Genomic DNA, 18,904 nt, shown 5'->3' with positions numbered 1-18,904 from the left:
CCTGCGGCGCGGGTGTGCGCCGGCGCCGCGCCTCAGCGGCCGGGATGCCCGAGATGCAGCACGGCCGCCTGCGTGCGCGAGCCGACGCCCAGTTTGAGCAGCAGCGACGACACGTAGTTCTTCACCGTCTTCTCGGCCAGGCCGAGACGCTCGCCGATCTGGCGGTTGGTGAGGCCGTCGGCGATCAGGGCGAGCACCTGCCGCTCGCGGAGTCCGAGGGAGCCCCATCGCGGGTCGTCGTCGCGGGCGCCGTCCCTCAGGCTCGCCGCGGCGCGGGCCACGGTTCCGGCATCCAGAAGCGTGCGACCGGTACTGACGGCGCGGATGTCGTCCAGCAGTCGCATGCCGGCGATGTTCTTCAGCAGATATCCGGACGCCCCGGCCAACACCGCGGCGGAGGTCGCGGTGTCGTCGTCGTAGGCCGTGAGGATGAGGCACGCGACCTGGGGCATCGACGAGCGGATCTGGCGGCAGAGATCGATCCCGCTGCCGTCGGGCAGGCGCACGTCGATCACGACCACGTCCGGCCGGGCGGCTTCGATGCGCGCGAGCGCCTGGCGGACGGTCCCCGCTTCGCCGACCACCTCGAGTCCCTCGACGCCGTCGATGAGGTCGGACAGCCCGCGCCGCACGATCTCGTGGTCGTCGACGAGGAAGACGCGTGTCATCGCTCGGATCCCCCTTCGGTCACGGTGTCGAGGGGCGCCCGCCATTCGGCGCGCGTTCCGCCGGGGCCGGTGGTCAGGGTCAGCGTCCCCCCGCGTCGCGCGGCCCGCTCGGTGAGGTTGGCCAGCCCGCTCCGACGGTCGTCGCGGATGCCGACGCCGTCGTCCGTGACGACGACCGACACGTCCGGCCCGGTGAGGGCGACGTCGAGCGAGATGCTGTCCGCGCCCGCGTGGCGCACGCTGTTGGTCAGCAGCTCGCGGGCCACGCCCACGACGTCGTCGGCCAGCGGGCCGCGGATGGCGTGGTCGACCGCGCCGGCGAACCGCAGCGCGGGCGGGCGCCGCAGCGCGCCCGACGCCTCGGCGACCACGTCGATCAGGCGGTGACGCAGCGAACTGCCGTCGCGGGCGGAGAGCGCGAAGACGACGGTGCGGATCTGTGTGATCGCATCGTCGAGCTGGCGGATGACGTCGCCGACGCGGTCGCGGTCCCCGGTGCGGTCGAGGGAGGCCGACATCGACTGGAGCGTGAGACCCGCGCCGAAGAGCTGCTGGATGACGTGGTCGTGCAGGTCACGCGCGATACGCGCGCGCTCGTCGGTGAGCATGGCGCGCTGCTGCTCGGACTGCACGCGGGCGAGCTCCGTCGCGATGCTCGCCTGCGAGGCCAGGTCGTGGAGCACCTCGAGCTCGACGGCGGTGAACCCTCGCTCGCCCGGCGCCCGGGCGATGCACAGAGCGCCCCACGTGTGCTGCCGCGTCTGCAGGGGCGCGGCGATCGCGGGGCCGGTCTCGTGATCTCCGGTGATCGACGCCGGGTCCGGACGGTCCGCGACGGAAGGGACGGTGGCCACCCGGGCGCCGCCGTCGTGCATCGCCGCCCCCGCGATGGTGTGCGCACGATCGACGCTCGCGCCGATCACGTCGTCCTCTCCGGGGCCGAGAGCGGCAGCCACACGGAGCATGTCCGATCCGTCCACGGGGACGAGCACCGTCACGAGGCTGCCGTCGACGAGGTCGGCGACGCGTCTCGCCAACAGGTCGTTCACGTCGTCGGACGGGGAGGCGAGGATCGTCGCCGACAGCTCCGCCGTCGCCGTCATCCACGTCGCCCGGGTGCGCGCCTCGTCGAGGAGGCGGGCGTTCTGGATGGCGAACCCCGCGGTGGATGCCAGAGCGCGGACGAGTTCCTCGTCCTCGGCCGAGAACGTCCCTCGCCGCGCATCGGTGAGGTAGAGGTTCCCGTACACCTCGCCGCGTACGCGGATGGGCGCCCCGAGGAACGACTCCATGCGCGGGTGGTGGGCGGGGAAGCCGACAGCCCGGGGATCCTCGCCGAGATGGTCGAGGCGGATCGGTTCGGGATGGGCGATGAGGGCGCCGAGAACACCTCGGCCACGCGGGAGGTGGCCGATGGCATCCGCGGTGTCGGCCGGGAGGCCGACGTGGATGAACTGATCGAGCGACGACCGGTCGGCGGCGATGATCCCGAGCGCGCCGTACTCGGCATCCACGAGGTCGACGGCCGCCTCGACGACGCGGCGCAGCACGACGGGCAGCTCGATCTCTCCGACGATCGTGTCGATCGCGCGGAGGAGACCGCGGAGGTGGTCCGCCGAGGACGTCTCGTCGGGGGCCGGGGGCGGCGCGTCGGCGGGCGGTGCGAGATGTTCGCTCGTCATCGCACGCTCCTCTCCCCGGATCCTCAATCTACGACCGGCGCCGGGGTCTGGCCAGGACCCGGGGGACCTTCGCCCCATCGCCGCCGGCGCCCGCGTGCTGGACTGGCGACAGGAGGCTCGCCATGACCCACGATCCGTTCCCGCCCCCGATCGTCCGGGAGCTCAGCACGTCCGACTGCTGGCGCCTGCTCGAATCCGAGCGGCTCGGCCGCCTCGCTCTCATCGATGCGTCCGGCGAACCCCTGATCTACCCGGTGAATTTCGCCGGACGCGACGGCGTCATCTACCTGCGGAGCGCGGCCGACGCGAAGCTGCGTTTGCTGCGGTCGCGTCCGGCCGTCGCGTTCGAGGTCGACGGGCAGGATGCCGGCGATCGGTGGAGCGTGGTCGTGCGCGGAGACGCGGTGCCCGTCGATCTGGATGCCGAGATCCGGCGCGCCCGTGAGACGGGGTTGCGCTCGATGAATCCGGAGGCGAAGCCCTACCTGGTGCGCATCTCTCCGCGCAGCATCACCGGACGTCGATTCCCGGAGTGCCCCGCCGACGCGCGGGAGGATGCGTTGCGCTCGCGGATCTTCCGGTCGCGGGAGGAAGCCCTTCCTGCGTCCGCGCGAGCGCCGCACCCGATCGCCAGCTTCACCCCTCGCGCGGAGGGGTGAGCGCCGACGCGGGGCTGCGCGACGCCTGGGCCGTGACCTTCGGCCGCCGGGGCCGCCCGCCGACGCATGACCCCGACGCGTGGCGACCGACGCGCCCGCGTCGACGGGCGCCACCGGGGCCGCCCGCCGACGCATGACCCCCACGCGTGGCGACCGACGCGCCCGCTCCGACCGGCGCCTCCGGGTGCGGGCCCCGCAGGAGGCGCGTCTACCGGACGATGGCGGTCACGGTCGAGAGCTGCGTCAGCACTTCCTGACTCGTCGAGCCCAGGAGGAACCGCCCCAGGGTTCCGCGCCCGTGACTGCCCACGACGAGCAGACGGGCGGAGCGCGACAGGCGTCGAAGGGCGGCCGCCGGGTACCCGGACTCGACGAGGGTGGTCACCGCGAGGTCGGGATAGTCCTGCCGGAGGCCCGCGAGCGAGATCGCCAGATCCTCCGTGGTGAGAGCCTGCATCCGCTCCAGGTAGTCCGGCGGGTAGCCCTCCAGCTCGAACGGGACCGGAACCGGCGACCAGGTCATGACCGCGGTCAGACCGTCTCCCGTGCGGTCCGCCTCCGCCGCGGCGAACGCGACCGCCTTCTCCGACGCCTCCGAGCCGTCGACCCCGACGACGACGCCCGCGCGATCCCGCGCGCCGTCTTCCGGAACGACGACCACGGGGCAGTGCGCCCCGGCGGCGATGCGCACCCCGCGCACGCCGCGCAGCCGCGGACCGTCGTGCACGAAGTCGCTCCCCAGGACGAGGAGGTCGACGCGCCCCGAGACGTCGATGAGCCGCGCCACGGGGTCTCCGCGCTCGATGAGGATCTCCGCATCCGCTCCCGCGGCGCGTGCGCTCGCGGCCGCCTCCTCGAGCAGGGCCGTCGTGCGCGAGATGGCGTCACCGACGAGCATCTCCTCACCGACGACGCCCCACGCGGAGCCGACCACACCGACGAGCCGCAACCGATCCCGGCGGGCGATCGCGCGTTCGATGGCCCAGTGGAGGGCGCTCTGCGCCCCCGGTGCGTCGGTGACTCCGACCGCGATGGTCCCGTTCATGATCGCTCCTCGCCTTCGCGCCGTGGATCGGCTCACCTCCATCGTCGCGTCGGCGCAGCGCTCCTGGCGGGACCTTCGACCCGTCGTCCGCCCCGGCTGTCCCGGCCGCGCCTCGCCCTCAGCCCACCGTCGGCTGCTGCTGCGTGATGCAGTGGATGCCGCCGCCGCGATCGAAGATCGGGCGGGAGTCGACCGTCACGACCCGGCGGCCGGGGTAGGCGTCGGCGATGATCTCGGCGGCGCGCGCGTCGGCGGCGGGGTCGCCGAAGCCGCAGAGCACCACGCCGTCGTTGGTGACGAGGTGGTTGATGTAGCTCCAGTCGACCCAGCCGTGGTCGTCGCGCAGGGTCGAGGGGGCGGGGATGCCGGTGATCGTCACCGACCGACCGAGGGCGGCGAACGCGTCGGTCAGCTCGCGACGCACGAGCTGCGACACCTCGGCGTCGGGGTGGGCGGCATCCGTCTGCTCGTGCACGAGCACGTGGTCGGGCGAGGCGAAGGTCGCGACGATGTCGACGTGACCGTTGGTGCCGAGGTCGTCGTAGTCGCGGGTGAGTCCGCGCGAGAGCCAGATCGCGTCGGTCGCCCCGATCGTGCGGGCCAACTCGGCCTCCACCCGCGCGCGATCGGCGAAGGGGTTGCGCCGCGGGTCGAGCTGAACGGTGTCGGTGAGCAGCACGGTGCCCCGACCGTCGACGTGCAGGCCGCCGCCCTCGGCCACGAGCAGCGAGTCGATGCGTTCGGCGCCGACGTGCTCGGCGACCACGCGCGCGAGCAGCGCCGACTTCTGCCATTCGGCCCAGTCGGGGGCGCCCCAGCCGTTGAAGATCCAGTCCACGGCTCCGAGCACGCCCGGGCGGTCGGCGTCGACGACGAAGGTCGGGCCCACGTCGCGCATCCAGAACTCGTCGAGGGGCGCCTCGACGATCTCGATGTCGGCCGACAGCATGCGTCGGGCGCGCGCGATCTCGGTCGGATCGACGACCATCGTCACCGGCTCGAACTGCGCGACGGCGTGCGCGACCTCGGTCCACGCCCGGTAGCCCTCCTCGCGGGTCTCGGCATCGTCGCCGAGGGTGACGCCCTCGCGCGGGAACGCCATCCACGTGCGCTCATGCGGGGCGGATTCGATGGGCATGCGCCACATGGCGGGCTCCTCGGGTCTGATCGGTTCGGGTTCGGGTTCGGTGGCGGGGGATGCCGGGTGGGGTCAGAAGCCGGTGCTGAGCACGCGGTCCAGCGCATCGACGAAGACGTCGACCGAGGCGCGCGTGATCACCAGCGGAGGCTTGATCTTCAGCACGTTCTGGAAGTCGCCCGTCGGCTGCATGATGACACCGAGCTCGAGCAGGCGGTCGCAGATCGCCGCGGTCTCGGCCGTGGCGGGTTCGAGACTTTCGCGGTCGCGGACGAACTCCACGCCGAGGTACAGCCCCGACCCGTGCACGGTGCCGATGAGCGGATGCCGACGGCCGAGTTCCTCGAGGCGGCGCTTCAGGTGCCCGCCGACGACGCGGGCGTTCTCCTGGAGCCCCTCCTGCTCGATCACGTCGAGCACGGCCATGCCGATCGCCGACGAGACCGGCGATCCGCCGGTGGAGGAGAAGAAGTAGCCCTGCGTGCGGTAGCGGTCGGCCACCTCGCGGCGCGTGATGACCGCCCCGATCGGGTGTCCGCCGCCGATGGACTTCGCCACCGCGACGATGTCGGGCACGGCGTCCTGCTGCTGGAAGCCCCAGAACCAGTCGCCGAGGCGCCCGTAGCCGACCTGCACCTCGTCGGCGATCGCGAGCCCGCCGTGCCGGCGGATCGCGGCGTACACCTCGCGCAAGTACCCGTCCGGCAGGGCCACTCCACCGGCGTTGCCGAAGTAGGTCTCGGCGATCATGCCCGCGGGCGGGCGACCGGATGCCGCGAGCTCGTCGATCGCCGCAACGGCTTCGGGGGCGTATCTCGCGGCATCCGCTCCCCGGTGCACCCCGCGGTAGGAGTTGGCGGCGTCGACGGTGTGCACCCACTCGGGACGGGTCTCGAGGGCGAAGGGGTTGTCGGCGATCGAGGTCGAGACCGCATCGCTGGCGTAGGTCCACCCGTGGTACGCCTCGCGCATCGCGACGATGTCGGGGCGACCGGTCGCCGCCATCGCGAGGCGGATCGCGAGGTCGGTCGCCTCGGACCCGGAGTTGACGAAGAAGACCGTGTCGAAGCCCTCGGGCAGCGTCGCTGCGATCCGGTCGGCGTAGTCGGTGATCGCGCGGTAGTGGAACCGCGAGTTGGTGTTCAGCAGGTGCATCTGCCGCGTGCCCGCCTCGACCACGTGCGGGTGAGCGTGCCCGACCGACGCGACGTTGTTCACCATGTCGAGGTAGACCCGGCCGTTCACGTCGACGAGATACTCGCGCCACCCCCGCTCGATGCGCGGGGGAGCGGCGAAGTAATGCTCCTGCACTTCGGCGAGCACCCCGTGACGCCGCGCGAGGGAGTCGTCGGACGCCGGTGCGGGGGAGCGGAGGCCGAGAGCGGCGCCGGGGTCGCCGGCGACCTCGCGCCACGCGTCGGCGAGGGCGCGCGTGGTCCGCGGGGGAGGCACGAGTGCGCCGAGCGGTCGCCGCACCGACAGACGCGTCCGCGCGGGCAGGGTCCCGGATGCCGCGTCGGTGGCGACGCCGGTGATCGTCACGGTGCCGCCATCCCCCGTGACCGTGAGCGTGTCACCGTCGACGCGGGCGACGCCGTCGAGGTGCCGCGGCTCCGCGAGCCACACCAGGACGTCGGTCGGCACGGTCTCGGCGGTCGAGGGGAGCGGGTCGGTCGTGCCGGTGAGACGCGCGCTCCACGCGGGAGCCGTGACGACGTCGGCCCCGGCGTCGAGCGCGGCGAGGGCGGCGGCGTCGAGGGTCCGAGGGGCGAGCCAGGCGCCCGCGTCGTTCAGCGCGGACTCGGTCGAGGCATCGAGCTCGACGTGGCGGCCGACCGGGATGAGCGTCGGCCCCGTCCCCTCGCGCTCCGCCGGGGCCGGCCGGCCGAGGGCGGCGCGCGTCGCCGCGGTGATGACGGGGAGGGGCACGGATGCCGCCTGCTCGAGGATGCGGAATTCGCGCTCGAGCGCGACGGCGGCGTAGTCGTTCGCCTCGTCGAGGCGCACCTGCGCGCGCCCGCTCAGCACCAGCACCGCACCGCGGAGGACGACCAGCGGCCAGAGGGCGGTGATCTCGTCGTCGGTGAGGTCGCGCAGTCGATCGAACGCCCGGATCGCGGGGAAGGCGCTCTCGGGCGTCGCGCCGTCGTGGTGGAGCACCGACGACACGGTCACGGCGATCTCGCCCACGCGCCACGACGCGCACACGTCGCCGAAGTCGATGACGGCGTCGGGCACGGTCGCGCCGGGGGCGCGCAGCACGTTGTCGTCGGTGACGTCGAAGTGCCCGGCCTGGATCGGCAGGGTCGCGGCGACCGGGGCCAGGGCCTCGCGTGCGGCCCGGGCTGCGCGTTCCACGGCGGTCCGCACCGCGGCATCCGGCTCCTCCGGCAGGAGGGTGTCGATCACGCGCTCGGCGTGACGGAGGTCCCACTGCAGCACGCGGCCGCTCGCGGGGTGGGCGAAGTCGGCGAGCGCGAGGCTCACCGCACCCGCGAGCGCCCCCAGACCCTCCACGACGGCGGGGGAGAGGTAGCCCGAGCCGGTGAAGGTGCTGCCGGAGATGTTCTCGATGACGCGCGCGTGGATGCGGCCCTGACTCGAGTCCCACCACGTCGACATCGGCCCGCGTGGTCCATCGACGAGGCGGGGGATGCGCACCTGCGGGCTCCGCTCGGCGACGCGGGCCGCCGCGGCATCCTGCATGTCGATCTCGGCCTCGCTGAACACGGGGTTGCTGAGCTTGAGCACGCCCAGGGGCTCGGTCGACCCGCGGCGGAACACGCGGAAGTTCTGATCCTGCTGGCTGCCGAGCGCCCGCACGTCGATCTCGACGCCGAAGGTCTCGGCGAACAGCCGTGCGACCTCCCCGTCGGAGAGCGTCGGGGTGGGCAGGTCGACCTGGCTGAAGTAGTCGAACACCGAGACGGGGGTGGTGTCGTTCACGGGCTGTTCCTCGGGTGATTCGGGGGTCACAGGGGAGAGTCGGATGCCGTGCCGACGGCGCCGGCGACGGCTCCCTCGGCGTCGCGCACGGCGACGACCACGAGCGGTCCGTACGGGGCGACCCACTCGCTCACGGGCTCACCGTACGCGTCGGGAGCGACGCGGGCCACACCGTCGAGGCGGTCGCCCGAGACCTCGGCGTCGACGCGCGCGCCGTCGACGAACACCGCGTGCTCGACGGCCGCGCCGCCGGTGACCGTCGCGCGGAACCGCACGAGATCGCCCTGACGGCTCACCTCGTCGATGACGACCGCGAGCTCGCCCTCCGCAGACGGCCGGGGCGCGGCGAAGAGCGCCTCGTCGGGCAGCGCGGGCGTCCGGCGAGGGGCGGTGCGGCGCTCGCCGAGGCCGACGATCGCGGCCCCCAGCTGCAGGAGCCGCGTGTCGCTGTACGCGGGCCCGGCGATGGTCAGGCCCACCGGCATCCCCGTGTCGGGCATGGTCCCCATCGGCACGGTGACGGTCGGGATGCCGAGGTGGCGGGGGACGAGGTTGCCGTTGGAGACCCACACGCCGTTGCGCCACGCGATGTCGGCCGAGGCGGGGTTCACGTCGGCGTCGGCGGGACCGACGTCGGACTGCGTGGGGAAGACCACGGCGTCGATGCCCTCGGCATCCATCCACTCCTCGAAGTCGACGCGGCGGGTGTGCTCCAGGCCGCGGAGCCCCTCTTCGAGGCTCGCGACGTCGCGCCAGTCCGGCTCCCACCCCTGGGCGCGGCTGACGTACTCGCCGATGTCGTACGAGATGTCGTAGTGCCAGATGCCGTACCGGTCGGCGAGGGCGCCCGGCGGGTGCGGGAAGATCAGCGCCGGATCGGCGTCGGAGAGCCGGGGAAGGGCGGGGTCGCCGTTGGTGCGCAGGAACGTGTCCATCGCCCACACCGCGAGATCACCCACCTCGTCGTCGAGGAAGTCCCGCGTCACGAAGTCGCGATCGAGGAAGTCCTCGTCGCCGTCGTGCAGCTTCTCGTAGCGGTCGACGACGGGGAAGTCGGTCTCGACCACCTCGGCGCCCGCGGCCTCGAGGTCGAGGCGCAGGGCGTTCCACAGCTGCATGATGCTGTCGCGCGTGACGATGGGCGAGGCGTTGTCGGGGTCGCCGTTGATGTAGACGCGGGGGACGGCGACGCGCAGGCCCGCGAGCGGGAGGGGCTCGAGGGCGGCGAACGAGGCGGGCCGCACCTCGGACGGGCGGGGCAGCGCAACCCACGGCTGGGTGCGCCACAGATCGCCTTCGGTCTGCGGGTCGTCGGCCACGACGGCATCCAGCACGTGCTGCATGTCGCCGATCGTGCGGGTGTGGGGCACGACCACGTCCATCGTCGGCACCAGCGGCCAGTTGCCGCGCACCGAGATGACCCCGCGCGAGGGCGTGTAGGCGACGAGGGCGTTGTGCGAGGCGGGAGCGCGACCCGACGACCACGTCTCCTCGCCGAGCCCGAACGCGCAGAAGCTCGCCGCGGTGGCGGTGCCCGATCCGTTGGACGAGCCCGACCCGAAGGCGGATGCCAGGTACTCGCCGTTGTAGGGCGATTCGGCGCGGCCGTAGACCCCGCGCTGCATGCCGCCCGCAGCCATCGGGGGCATGTTCGTCAGGCCCAGGAAGACCGCCCCGGCGTCGCGTAGGCGCGCCACGGCGAAGGCGTCGTCGCCCGCGATGACCCCGGCGAAGGCGGGGGAGCCGGAGGCCACGGGGAGCCCCTCGACGCGGTAGCTGTCTTTGGCGGTGAAGGGGATGCCGTCGAGGGGGCCGAGCGCGGCGCCCCGGGCGCGACGCCGGTCGCTCGCGCGGGCCTCGTCGAACGCGCGGGGGTTGAGCACCGGGACGCTGTTGAGGCGGATGCCGGTGCGGTCGTACGCGGCGATGCGGTTGAGGTAGCGGGCGACGAGCTCGACGCTGGTGACGGTGCCGTCGTCGAGGGCGGCGCGCAGGCGGTCGATGTCGGCTTCGACGACGGTGAGGGCCTCGGAGGTCATGCGTGAAACCTACACCGTTTGTTTTACGGATTCGAGAGGGACTTTCGCCCCTGACGGATCCCCGCCGCCTCGGCAATGGCTATCGCTGCGCGCCACCGCCCTGGCACGATGCGGGGATGGATGCCACCACCGACGAACCCGCGCTGCTGCCCGACCGCCCGCGGACCGACGCGCGTCGCCCCGTCGCGCTGATCGTGGGCGTGATCGCGACGGTGCTCTTCGTGGCCCTGCGCCTCGCGGTCGATCTCGACGGGGGAGCACCCCTCGCGTTCGACAGGTGGTGGGACGACGCCATGGCCGCCCTCGCGAACCCGGTCGCGGTGATCGTCGCCTGGATCCCCGCCACCGTGGGCGGCACGATCGGCATGATCGTCATCGGGGTGTCGACCAGCATCGTCTTCCTGCTGGTCAAGCGCCCGTGGGACGCCCTGAACGTGGCGGGGGCCATCGCCCTGGTCGTGCTCATCGGCGCTCCTCTCGCGGCCGTCATCGCCCGGGCACGTCCCACGGACTCCCTGGCCGAGACGCAGGCGACCTCGTTCCCCTCCGGCCACACGGCGGTGGCCACGACGATCGCGATCACGCTCGCGCTGATCCTCCGGCGCGGATGGATCTGGGTCGCGGGGGTGGTCTGGGTGCTGCTCATGATGTGGAGCCGCACGTACCTCCACGCGCACTGGCTCTCCGACGTCGTGGCCGGGTTCCTCGAGGGCGTCGCGGTGTCGACGCTCGTGTGGGCGCTGGTCGAGGTGTGGCGCGTGCGTCGCGCGCAACGGGTGGCCGAGGTCGACTCCTGAGCGCTAGCGTGCACGGATGACTTCCGCCTCCGCTTCCGCTTCCGCCGCGGCCGACAAGGCACAGGACTCCACCGCCTTCCGCGTCGCCGCGCGGATCGGCTACGTCGTCCTCGGGCTGCTGCACCTCCTGATCGGCGGGATCGCCATCTCGATCGCGACCGGCGCCGGGGGCGAGAGCGCCGACCAGAGCGGCGCGATCCAGCAGGTGGCGGCAGCGCCCGCGGGCATGCTGCTGCTCTGGGTCATCGTGATCGGTCTGGCGGCGCTCGCCGTGTGGCAGATCGCGGATGCCGTCGCCGAGCGCGATCCCGACACGAAGAAGCGCTGGGCGCACCGCGCGAAGTACGTCGGCACGGCCGTCGCGTACGGCGCCATCGGGATCACCGCCCTCACGGTCGTGCTGGGTGGGCGTTCGGAGTCGGGCGAATCGACACGATCGTTGAGCGCGCAGCTGATGGCCGCCCCGGGCGGCATCTTCGTGCTGGTCCTCATCGGCCTCGTCGTGGCGGCGATCGGGGTCGCCTTCGTGGTGCGCGGCATCACGAAGGCCTTCATGAAGAGGCTCTCGAGCCCGGGCGGCGAGATCGGGCGGGGCATCCGCGTCTTCGGGATGGTCGGCTACATCGCCAAGGGCATCGCGGTCGGCGTCGCCGGCATCCTGTTCCTGGTCGCGGCCTTCGCGCACGATCCGAACGCGGCGGGCGGCCTCGATGCCGCGCTTCGCTCGCTCGCGGGGCTCCCCTTCGGGCAGTTCGTGCTCTGGCTCGTGGGTGCGGGCCTCGTCGTCTACGGCCTGTTCTGCTTCGCCCGCGCGCGCTACGCCCGCATGTGAGGGCCGGCGCTCAGTCGACGCGGGGCCGCGCCCCGGTGATGAGCAGCGAGAGGCCGAGCTCGAAGGCGCGCGTGGCGACGGGGTCGCCCGGGTCGTGGTCGGAGAGGGTGGCGTAGGCGGCCGCGAAGCGCGGAACGTCCTCCTCCTGCCCGGTCGGGTCGAACATGACCGACGGTCCGCTCATGTCGAGCACGCTGCCGAGGATGAACGACTCGAACGCCGTCAGCAGCGGCAGGATGTCGTCGCTCGTCCAGCCGACGCGTTCGGCGGCGACGGCGAAGTCCTCGTACTGCGACATCAGCAGCGGTGCCGACGAGCGGTGCGACATCAGCAGGGGGATCGTCTTCGGATGCCGGCGGAAGGCGTCGCGATACGACCGGGCCCACAGCAGCAGCCCCTCCTCCCACTCGCGGTCGCGGAGGGCGGACGAGTCGATGCGCGACGACACGAGCGCGCGCACGTCCTCGATGAGGGCGGCCAGGTTCGGCACGTGGTTGTACAGCGATGTGGGGTGCACCTTGAGGCGGTCCGCGACGCGGCGGATGCTCGCACCCTCGCTGCCGTCGCGGTCGACGAGGGCGAGCGCGGCGCGGGCGATCTGCTCGCGCGAGAGCTTGGGCTGGGTCGGCCGGGGCACGGCGGGGCCTTTCGGTGGGGTCCGACCACGCTACGCGATGCGGGCGGGCCCCGTCCGTGCGCCCCTCGTCGAGGCCTCGCGGCATGCGATCCCGCGGAGGTCGATCTCCCCGCGATCCCGGCGGGCGTCCGGGCAACCCCCACCCGTCATCCAGGCGGATCGGATATCCAGAAGGCCCACGACGACGAGGAGACCCATGACAGCACCGGCCCCCTTCCCCCGTCGTCGAGCGGGTGTCGCCTGCTCCGTCGCCGTCGGACTGACCGCGCTCGCCGGGTGCGCGCCCGAAGGGCGGACGGATGCGGTCCCCACGGCGTCGCCGTCGACCTCGCCCCGCGTGTCGGAGGTCGCCTCGGCTCCGCCCGCGCTCGGCGACCCCACCACCGTCGTCGACGGACTGACGACGCCGTGGTCGGTGACGTCGTCCGACGGTGCGATCCTGCTGAGCCAGCGCGACACCGCCGAGATCCTCGAGGTCGTCGACGACGACACGCGCGTGGTCGGCGCGATCCCGGGCGTCGCACCCGGCGGCGAGGGCGGGCTGCTCGGCATCGCCGTCCGCGACGGTTTCCTCTACGCCTATGCGACCACCGCGGACGACAACCGCGTGGTGCGAGCAGCGCTCGAGGGCGAGCCCGGGGCGCTGCGCCTGGGAGTGACGCGGACGGTGATCGACGGCATCCCCTCCGCGAACATCCACAACGGTGGACGCATCGCGTTCGGGCCCGACGGCATGCTCTACATCACCGCGGGCGATGCATCGGACCCCCGAGCCGCCCAGGACCCGGACGAGCTCGGCGGCAAGATCCTGCGCGTGCTCCCCGACGGCTCGGTTCCCGCCGACAACCCCTTCCCCGGTTCACCCGTATGGAGCCTCGGCCACCGCAACCCGCAAGGGATCGGGTGGGATGCCGCCGGCACGATGTACGCGTCGGAGTTCGGTCAGAACACGTGGGACGAGCTGAACGTCATCGAGCCGGGCGCGAATTACGGCTGGCCCGAGGTCGAGGGCGTCGGTGGGCGGGAGGGGTTCGTCGATCCCGTGCAGCAATGGGCTCCCGCCGAGGCCAGCCCGAGCGGACTCGCGGTCGTCGACGGCGCCGTCGTGATCGCGAATCTCCGGGGCCAGCGCGTCCGCGTGGTGCCGACGGCCGACCTGTCCTCGTCCGAGGAGTATCTCGTCGGCGATTACGGCCGGCTGCGCGATGTCGTCGCGGGGCCCGACGGGACCGTGTGGGTCGTGACGAGCAACACCGATCGCGGCGGTGCGGGCACCGACGCGCTGCTCCGGGTGCCGCTCATCTCCGACTGAGACTGCTCAGGGGGTCAGGACGGTGACCCCCGCCTCGGCGAGGGCGGCGGCGAGATCCGGTGACGGTGGCGCGTCGGTGATGAGGTAGTCCGCCTTCTCGAGGGGCGCGATCTGGGCGAACAGTCGCCGATCCAGCTTGCTGGAGTCGGCCAGGATCGCCGTGCGGTCGGCCTTCTGGATCATCTCGGTCATCATCGTGGCGTCGCCGAGGTTGCTCGTGGAGAAGCCCGAGCCGTCGACCGCGCCGACGGCGATCAACGCGTAATCGCACCGGATGTCGACGTCGGGGGAGTGCGAGTTCAGGGCGAGTGTGACGGGACCCGTGGTCGCCTGCGTGATCGTGCGCACGGCGCCGCCGAAGATGAACAGGTCGCGGAACGCCGAGGGGGAGATCTCGGCGGGGATGCGCAGATTGTTCGTCGCGATCGTGAGGTCGCGATGGTTGCGCAGCGCGCGGGCCACGGCGAGGGTCGTCGTCCCGGCGTTGAGCATGAGGACCGAGCCGTCCTCGATGAGGTCGACGGCCAGGGCCGCGATGCGCTCCTTCTCGGCGATCTGCATCTGCGAGCGCACGTCGAGGCCGCGATCGCGCCCGGGGACCGACATGGCGCTCACGGCACCGCCGTGGGTGCGCACGACGATGCCCTCGCGGTCGAGTTGATCGAGGTCGCGGCGGACGGTGTCGATGGAGACGCCGAAGTGCGAGGCGAGATCGACCACGGTGACCTGGCCCGAGTCGGCGACGTAGGCCGCGAGCTCGGCTTTGCGCCCCGCCGGCAGTCGCCGCTTCGTCGTGGCTGTGGATGCATCCATGCGGTCGTGTCTAGCACAGTGCTGCAGCAACAGATGCAGAATTCGAGGAAAAACAGCACGTAAGCGCATCTTGGTGCCGAAATGTGCCCGAGTTGCACGCGTTTCTTTGCCGCAATTGTCACGAATATGCATCAGTCGCTTGACCTGCGCCGCAGGCGAGCGCATACTCGTGCTGAAAGACGCAAGAACGCGCAGAACAGCGCGAAATGCGGCAGATCTCAACGAGGAGAAACGATGGACAACAGCGGGCGCCGGCGTCGGAACGCCATCAAGCTCGTCGGTGTCGCGGCAGCGGCCACGACCCTCCTGGCCATGGCGGGGTGCTCGTCGAACTCGTCGGCCACCTCGGCCGACGGAGACGTCACGATCGAGTTCGCGCAGTGGTGGGAGCCGGAACTCGGCGACGGCCAGTTCCGCGGTCTCATGGACCAGTTCGAAGCGGAGAACCCGGGCATCAAGGTCGACTTGGTGAGCGGCCCCTACGCGTCGACGAAGGAGCAGCTCTTCGCCGGTGCGGCCTCCGGCACGATGCCCGACGTCGTCGGTCTCGACGGTGCGTGGGTGAGCGACTTCGCCAAACAGGGCGTCATCGCCGACCTGTCGCAGCTCATGAGCGACTCCGGCTACGACGAGAGCCAGCTCGCCAGCCAGATCAAGGTCGACGGCAGCACCTACATGATCCCGGTGGTGAACTTCGTCTACCCGATGTTCACCAACGACGGTCTGCTCTCGCAGGCGGGCGTCTCGGCCCCGCCGTCGACGCGCACCGAGTTCGCCGACGCCGCGAAGAAGATCAAGGCGCTCGGCGGCGACGTCTCGGGCTGGGTGCTCCCGCTCTCGCTCGAGGCCCCCAACGGCGTCCAGAACGACGTGATGTCGTGGGTCTGGGCCTCCGGCGGATCGATGCTGAAGGACGGCCAGCCCGACCTGACCAACTCCGACGTCGCGTCGGCTACCGACTACATCCAGCAGCTCTGGGACGACGGCGTCATCGCCCCCGGATCCTTCACCATGAAGGAGCAGGACAAGGTCGAGGAGTTCACCAACGGCCGCGTCGGGATGATGATCGACTCGCTCGCGCACATCAACCTCATCCGCGAGTCCAACCCCGACCTGAAGTTCTCGATCTCGGCGATCCCCGCCGAGGACGGCTTCTCGGGCGAGCGCGGCATCCCCTACGCCTCGTGGGGCATCGGCGTCGCCGAGAACTCCGAGCACAAGGACGCCGCCTTCAAGCTCGTGCAGTTCCTGATGAGCAAGGACGTCAACAGCGAGCTGTCGACGATGGCGAAGGCCTTCCCCGGCAACACCGAGAGCGTGCCGACCTTCGTCGAGGACGACGAGCTGTTCAAGACGGCGTTCGACATCTACAAGGAGGGGTACCCGGCGAACGAGTTCACCGGTCTCCCCGTCGCCGAGGAGCTCATGCGCCAGTTCGGCGAGCAGTTCCAGTCCGCGCTCGACGGTCAGCAGTCCATGAGCGACGCGCTGAAGAAGACGCAGGACGAATGGACGTCGGAGTTCTGATCCGACCCCGATCCGGGATGCCGCACCGCCCCCGCGGGTGGTGCGGCATCCCGCTCATCGAAAGCCGCACACCATGACAATGCGCACCCTGACTCCCCCCGACACCGAGGTGATCGTCACCGGACGACCGGTCTCGCGCCGCACCCGGCAGCTCCGTAAGGCCGGAGAGGCCTACGTCTTCCTCTCGCCCACGCTGATCCTGCTGTTCGTCCTGATGATCGTCCCGATCGTCATGGTGATCGGCTACTCGTTCCAGGACAACGTCATCCTGAACAAGAGCCCCGAGATCGTGGGCGCCGACAACTACGTCGCGATCCTCACCGACCCGGGCTTCTGGAAGGCGACGGGCAACACCCTCTTCTTCACGCTCACGAGCGTCGCCGCCCACCTCGTTCTGGGCCTGTCGTTCGCGATGATGTTGAACTCGCGCCTCATCGGCGCCGTCCCCCGGGCGATCTTCCGCGGCCTGTACGTGCTGCCGTGGCTGTTCACCGTCGCGGTCATCGCGGTGCTCTGGCGCATGCTGCTCGCCCCCAACGGCATCGTCAACTTCCTGCTCAACACGAACATCGAGTGGCTCGCGTCTCCCTCGTTGGCCCTCGGCACGGTCACTTTCATCAACATCTGGGCCGGGTACCCGTTCTTCATGGTCAGCCTGCTCGCCGGCCTCCAGGGCATCCCGAGCGACCTGTACGAGGCGGCGACGGTCGACGGCGCCAGCCCCGCGCAGCGCTTCTGGAACGTCACCATCCCGCAGCTGCGCCCGATCATCGTCAGCCTCGTGCTGCTCGATCTCATCTGGACCTCGCAGCAGTTCGCACTCATCTGGCTGACCACGGGCGGCGGTCCGATCGACGTCACCGAGATGCTCAGCACGTTCACCTACAAGCTCGCATTCGCCAAGTACGACTTCTCCATGGCATCCACCTCGGCGGTGCTGGTGCTGGCGATGTCGATGATCATCGCGGTGCTCTACGTCCGCCACCAGAAGGCGAGGGACTGACATGGCCCTGACCACCCCCGCGCGCCCGCGCGTGTCGACCGCGCCGGCGCGTCAGCGCCCCTCGAGCACCGTCACCCGGCGGCGCGTCGCCAAGATCGCCGTGATGATCGGCCTGGTGCTCGGTGCCGTCTTCGCCGCCGGTCCCGTGCTGTGGATGCTGTCGAGCTCGTTCAAGTCGAACACGCAGATCTTCGAGCTGCCGCCGCGTCTGATCACCGACACCTTCTCGTTCGACGCCTACGTGTCGATCTTCACCAACCCCGAGACCGTGCGGTTCTTCATCAACAGCTACGTCGTGGCGGGAGCGGTGACGATCCTGACGCTGCTCGTGGCCATCCAGGCCGCGTACGCCTTCAGCCGCTTCGAGTTCCGGGGCAAGCGCATCGTCAACGTCATCATCGTCAGCGTCCAGGCGGTGCCGCCGATCACCCTCCTGATCCCGTACTTCGGGCTCATGGTGGGGCTGGGGCTCTACAACACCTACCCCGGGCTGATCTTCACCTACATGGTGTTCACGCTGCCCTACGCGATCATCATGATGACCGGGTACTTCAACACCCTGCCGAAGGAGCTCGACGAGGCCGTCCGCGTCGACGGCGCCGGGTCCTTCACCGCCCTGTGGCGCGTGCTCGTGCCGATCTCGATCCCCGGCATCGTGTCGGTCGGCATCTACACGTTCATGATCGCGTGGAACGAGTTCCTGTTCGCCCTGACCCTCACGCGCACGATCGACATGCGCACGGTGCCGATCGGCATCCAGCTGCTCATGGGCCAGCACTCCTACGAGTGGAACCAGATCATGGCGATGAGCATCCTCGGCTCGATCCCGGTGCTGGTGCTCTTCCTCTTCTTCCAACGCTTCTTCATCAGCGGCCTCACAGCCGGCTCGGTGAAGAGCTGAACCCGCCTACCCAACCCCGAACAAGGAGAAATCCGTGCTCTACACCGGCAAGTCCATCCTCGACGTGGCGAACGCCCACAGCTTCGCCATCCCGGCCTTCAACATCAGCGACTGGGCGATGTTCACCGGGATCATGGACATCAGCGAGGAGAAGAACGCTCCGGTCATCATCGCCATCCACCCCGACGAGGTCTCGCACATCACCACCGACCTGATCCCCGCGATGCACGCCCGCGCACACCGCTCGAGCGTGCCCGTGGCCATCCACTGGGATCACGGCGGAACGTACGAGCAGATCATCACCGCGATCCAGGCCGGATTCACCTCGGTCATGATCGACGCCTCCCTCGAGCCCTTCGAGCAGAACGTCGCCCTGACCCGCAAGGTCGTCGAGGCCGCTCACGCGGTCGGCGTGCAGGTCGAGGGCGAGCTCGGCACGATCGGCGCGAACGACAGCTACGGCGAGTCGGGTGCGGCCGAGATCATCTACACGAACGTCGACGACGCGGTGCGCTTCGTCGAGCAGACGGGCGTCGACAGCCTCGCGATCGCCATCGGCACCTCGCACGGGCTCTACCCCTCCGACAAGAACCCCGAGCTGCGCCACGACCTGCTCGAGCAGATCAAGGCGGCCGTCGGCATCCCGCTGGTGCTGCACGGCGGTTCCAGCAATCCGGATGCCGAACTCGCCCGCGCCGTGTCGCTCGGCATCAACAAGATCAACATCTCCAGCGACATCAAGGTGGCGTACCACGACCGCATGCGCGAGGTGCTCGGCACCGACCGTCGCCTGCGCGAGCCGAACGCCATCCAGCCGGAGCCCATCGCGGCCATGAAGGTCACGGCCGCGGAGAAGATCGACCTGTTCGGCGCCGCCGGCAAGGCCGACCTGTACTGATCGGACG

The 18,904-nt window shown here is 71.0% G+C and carries 15 protein-coding genes and 1 pseudogene; 8 read left to right on the top strand and 8 right to left on the bottom strand.

Annotated elements, in window-relative coordinates; genetic code table 11:
• Positions 1 to 32: 32 nt before the first annotated feature.
• The gene (locus tag RWH44_RS03990; RefSeq protein WP_316003545.1) at positions 33 to 668 is read right to left on the bottom strand and encodes a response regulator; all 636 of its coding nucleotides are present in this window, start codon (positions 666 to 668) and stop codon (positions 33 to 35) included.
• Complete coding sequence (locus RWH44_RS03985) at positions 665 to 2,350, bottom strand: sensor histidine kinase (protein ID WP_316003544.1); 1,686 nt, start codon at positions 2,348 to 2,350, stop codon at positions 665 to 667. Before RWH44_RS03985 ends, RWH44_RS03990 begins: the two co-directional genes overlap by 4 nt.
• Before the next feature lie 122 nt (positions 2,351 to 2,472).
• Between RWH44_RS03985 and RWH44_RS03980 the strand changes: the two genes are divergently transcribed.
• Entirely contained in the window at positions 2,473 to 3,009 is a 537-nt protein-coding gene (locus RWH44_RS03980; protein ID WP_316003543.1) for a pyridoxamine 5'-phosphate oxidase family protein, read from the top strand.
• Positions 3,010 to 3,217: 208 nt separating this feature from the next.
• Here RWH44_RS03980 and RWH44_RS03975 read toward each other — a convergent pair whose 3' ends face one another.
• The 4 genes and pseudogenes from RWH44_RS03975 to RWH44_RS03960 form a co-directional block, all read right to left on the bottom strand.
• On the bottom strand, positions 3,218 to 4,054 hold the full coding sequence (locus tag RWH44_RS03975; protein ID WP_316003542.1) for a universal stress protein: 837 nt from the start codon (positions 4,052 to 4,054) through the stop codon (positions 3,218 to 3,220).
• Between the two features lie 118 nt (positions 4,055 to 4,172).
• Positions 4,173 to 5,201, bottom strand: a complete 1,029-nt coding sequence (locus tag RWH44_RS03970) for an agmatine deiminase family protein (protein ID WP_316003541.1) — start codon at positions 5,199 to 5,201, stop codon at positions 4,173 to 4,175.
• A 63-nt stretch (positions 5,202 to 5,264) separates the two neighbouring features.
• Positions 5,265 to 8,138, bottom strand: coding sequence for an aminotransferase (locus tag RWH44_RS03965; RefSeq protein WP_316003540.1), 2,874 nt, complete (start codon positions 8,136 to 8,138; stop codon positions 5,265 to 5,267).
• A gap of 365 nt (positions 8,139 to 8,503) precedes the next feature.
• A pseudogene (locus RWH44_RS03960) lies at positions 8,504 to 10,177 on the bottom strand (amidase); the annotation flags it as partial.
• A 116-nt stretch (positions 10,178 to 10,293) separates the two neighbouring features.
• Here RWH44_RS03960 and RWH44_RS03955 point away from each other — a divergent pair.
• Both RWH44_RS03955 and RWH44_RS03950 read left to right on the top strand, forming a co-directional pair.
• Entirely contained in the window at positions 10,294 to 10,974 is a 681-nt protein-coding gene (locus RWH44_RS03955; RefSeq protein WP_316003539.1) for a phosphatase PAP2 family protein, read from the top strand.
• Between the two features lie 16 nt (positions 10,975 to 10,990).
• Positions 10,991 to 11,806: a DUF1206 domain-containing protein gene (locus tag RWH44_RS03950; protein ID WP_298870846.1), complete on the top strand. Its 816-nt coding sequence runs from the start codon at positions 10,991 to 10,993 to the stop codon at positions 11,804 to 11,806.
• A gap of 10 nt (positions 11,807 to 11,816) precedes the next feature.
• Here the strand turns inward: RWH44_RS03950 and RWH44_RS03945 are convergent, their stop codons facing one another.
• Positions 11,817 to 12,443 carry a TetR/AcrR family transcriptional regulator gene (locus tag RWH44_RS03945; RefSeq protein ID WP_298870849.1) on the bottom strand — a complete coding sequence of 209 codons (627 nt, stop codon included), beginning with the start codon at positions 12,441 to 12,443 and terminating at the stop codon, positions 11,817 to 11,819.
• A 196-nt stretch (positions 12,444 to 12,639) separates the two neighbouring features.
• Here RWH44_RS03945 and RWH44_RS03940 point away from each other — a divergent pair, with 196 nt between their 5' ends.
• Positions 12,640 to 13,755, top strand: a complete 1,116-nt coding sequence (locus RWH44_RS03940; protein WP_316003538.1) for a PQQ-dependent sugar dehydrogenase — start codon at positions 12,640 to 12,642, stop codon at positions 13,753 to 13,755.
• A gap of 6 nt (positions 13,756 to 13,761) precedes the next feature.
• Here the strand turns inward: RWH44_RS03940 and RWH44_RS03935 are convergent, their stop codons facing one another.
• Positions 13,762 to 14,568 (bottom strand): DeoR/GlpR family DNA-binding transcription regulator, encoded by an 807-nt coding sequence (locus RWH44_RS03935; RefSeq protein WP_298870853.1) that lies wholly within the window; start codon positions 14,566 to 14,568, stop codon positions 13,762 to 13,764.
• Positions 14,569 to 14,802: 234 nt separating this feature from the next.
• On the opposite strand from RWH44_RS03935, the gene RWH44_RS03930 reads away from it, so the two are divergent.
• From RWH44_RS03930 to RWH44_RS03915, 4 genes are all read left to right on the top strand, one after another.
• Positions 14,803 to 16,095 carry an ABC transporter substrate-binding protein gene (locus RWH44_RS03930; protein WP_316003537.1) on the top strand — a complete coding sequence of 431 codons (1,293 nt, stop codon included), beginning with the start codon at positions 14,803 to 14,805 and terminating at the stop codon, positions 16,093 to 16,095.
• Between the two features lie 73 nt (positions 16,096 to 16,168).
• Entirely contained in the window at positions 16,169 to 17,098 is a 930-nt protein-coding gene (locus RWH44_RS03925) for a carbohydrate ABC transporter permease (RefSeq protein WP_316003536.1), read from the top strand.
• A gap of 1 nt (position 17,099) precedes the next feature.
• Positions 17,100 to 17,999, top strand: coding sequence for a carbohydrate ABC transporter permease (locus tag RWH44_RS03920; protein ID WP_298870858.1), 900 nt, complete (start codon positions 17,100 to 17,102; stop codon positions 17,997 to 17,999).
• Between the two features lie 34 nt (positions 18,000 to 18,033).
• Positions 18,034 to 18,897, top strand: a complete 864-nt coding sequence (locus tag RWH44_RS03915) for a ketose-bisphosphate aldolase (protein ID WP_076673539.1) — start codon at positions 18,034 to 18,036, stop codon at positions 18,895 to 18,897.
• Positions 18,898 to 18,904 lie beyond the last annotated feature (7 nt).

Source organism: Microbacterium phycohabitans, from assembly GCF_032464935.1.
Classification (GTDB): Bacteria; Actinomycetota; Actinomycetes; order Actinomycetales; family Microbacteriaceae; genus Microbacterium; species Microbacterium phycohabitans.
The sequence above is the reverse complement of the archived record's forward strand: the minus strand, read 5'-3'. Positions and strand labels throughout refer to the sequence as shown.

Bases quoted from the DNA above. Each gene is read 5' to 3' on its own strand.
- RWH44_RS03920 (WP_298870858.1), top strand. From the start codon at position 17,100: ATGGCCCTGACCACCCCCGCGCGCCCGCGCGTGTCGACCGCGCCGGCG.
- RWH44_RS03935 (WP_298870853.1), bottom strand. From the start codon at position 14,568: ATGGATGCATCCACAGCCACGACGAAGCGGCGACTGCCGGCGGGGCGC.
- RWH44_RS03980 (WP_316003543.1), top strand. From the start codon at position 2,473: ATGACCCACGATCCGTTCCCGCCCCCGATCGTCCGGGAGCTCAGCACG.
- RWH44_RS03975 (WP_316003542.1), bottom strand. From the start codon at position 4,054: ATGAACGGGACCATCGCGGTCGGAGTCACCGACGCACCGGGGGCGCAG.
- RWH44_RS03970 (WP_316003541.1), bottom strand. From the start codon at position 5,201: ATGTGGCGCATGCCCATCGAATCCGCCCCGCATGAGCGCACGTGGATG.
- RWH44_RS03950 (WP_298870846.1), top strand. From the start codon at position 10,991: ATGACTTCCGCCTCCGCTTCCGCTTCCGCCGCGGCCGACAAGGCACAG.
- RWH44_RS03925 (WP_316003536.1), top strand. From the start codon at position 16,169: ATGACAATGCGCACCCTGACTCCCCCCGACACCGAGGTGATCGTCACC.
- RWH44_RS03990 (WP_316003545.1), bottom strand. From the start codon at position 668: ATGACACGCGTCTTCCTCGTCGACGACCACGAGATCGTGCGGCGCGGG.
- RWH44_RS03985 (WP_316003544.1), bottom strand. From the start codon at position 2,350: ATGACGAGCGAACATCTCGCACCGCCCGCCGACGCGCCGCCCCCGGCC.
- RWH44_RS03940 (WP_316003538.1), top strand. From the start codon at position 12,640: ATGACAGCACCGGCCCCCTTCCCCCGTCGTCGAGCGGGTGTCGCCTGC.
- RWH44_RS03955 (WP_316003539.1), top strand. From the start codon at position 10,294: ATGGATGCCACCACCGACGAACCCGCGCTGCTGCCCGACCGCCCGCGG.
- RWH44_RS03930 (WP_316003537.1), top strand. From the start codon at position 14,803: ATGGACAACAGCGGGCGCCGGCGTCGGAACGCCATCAAGCTCGTCGGT.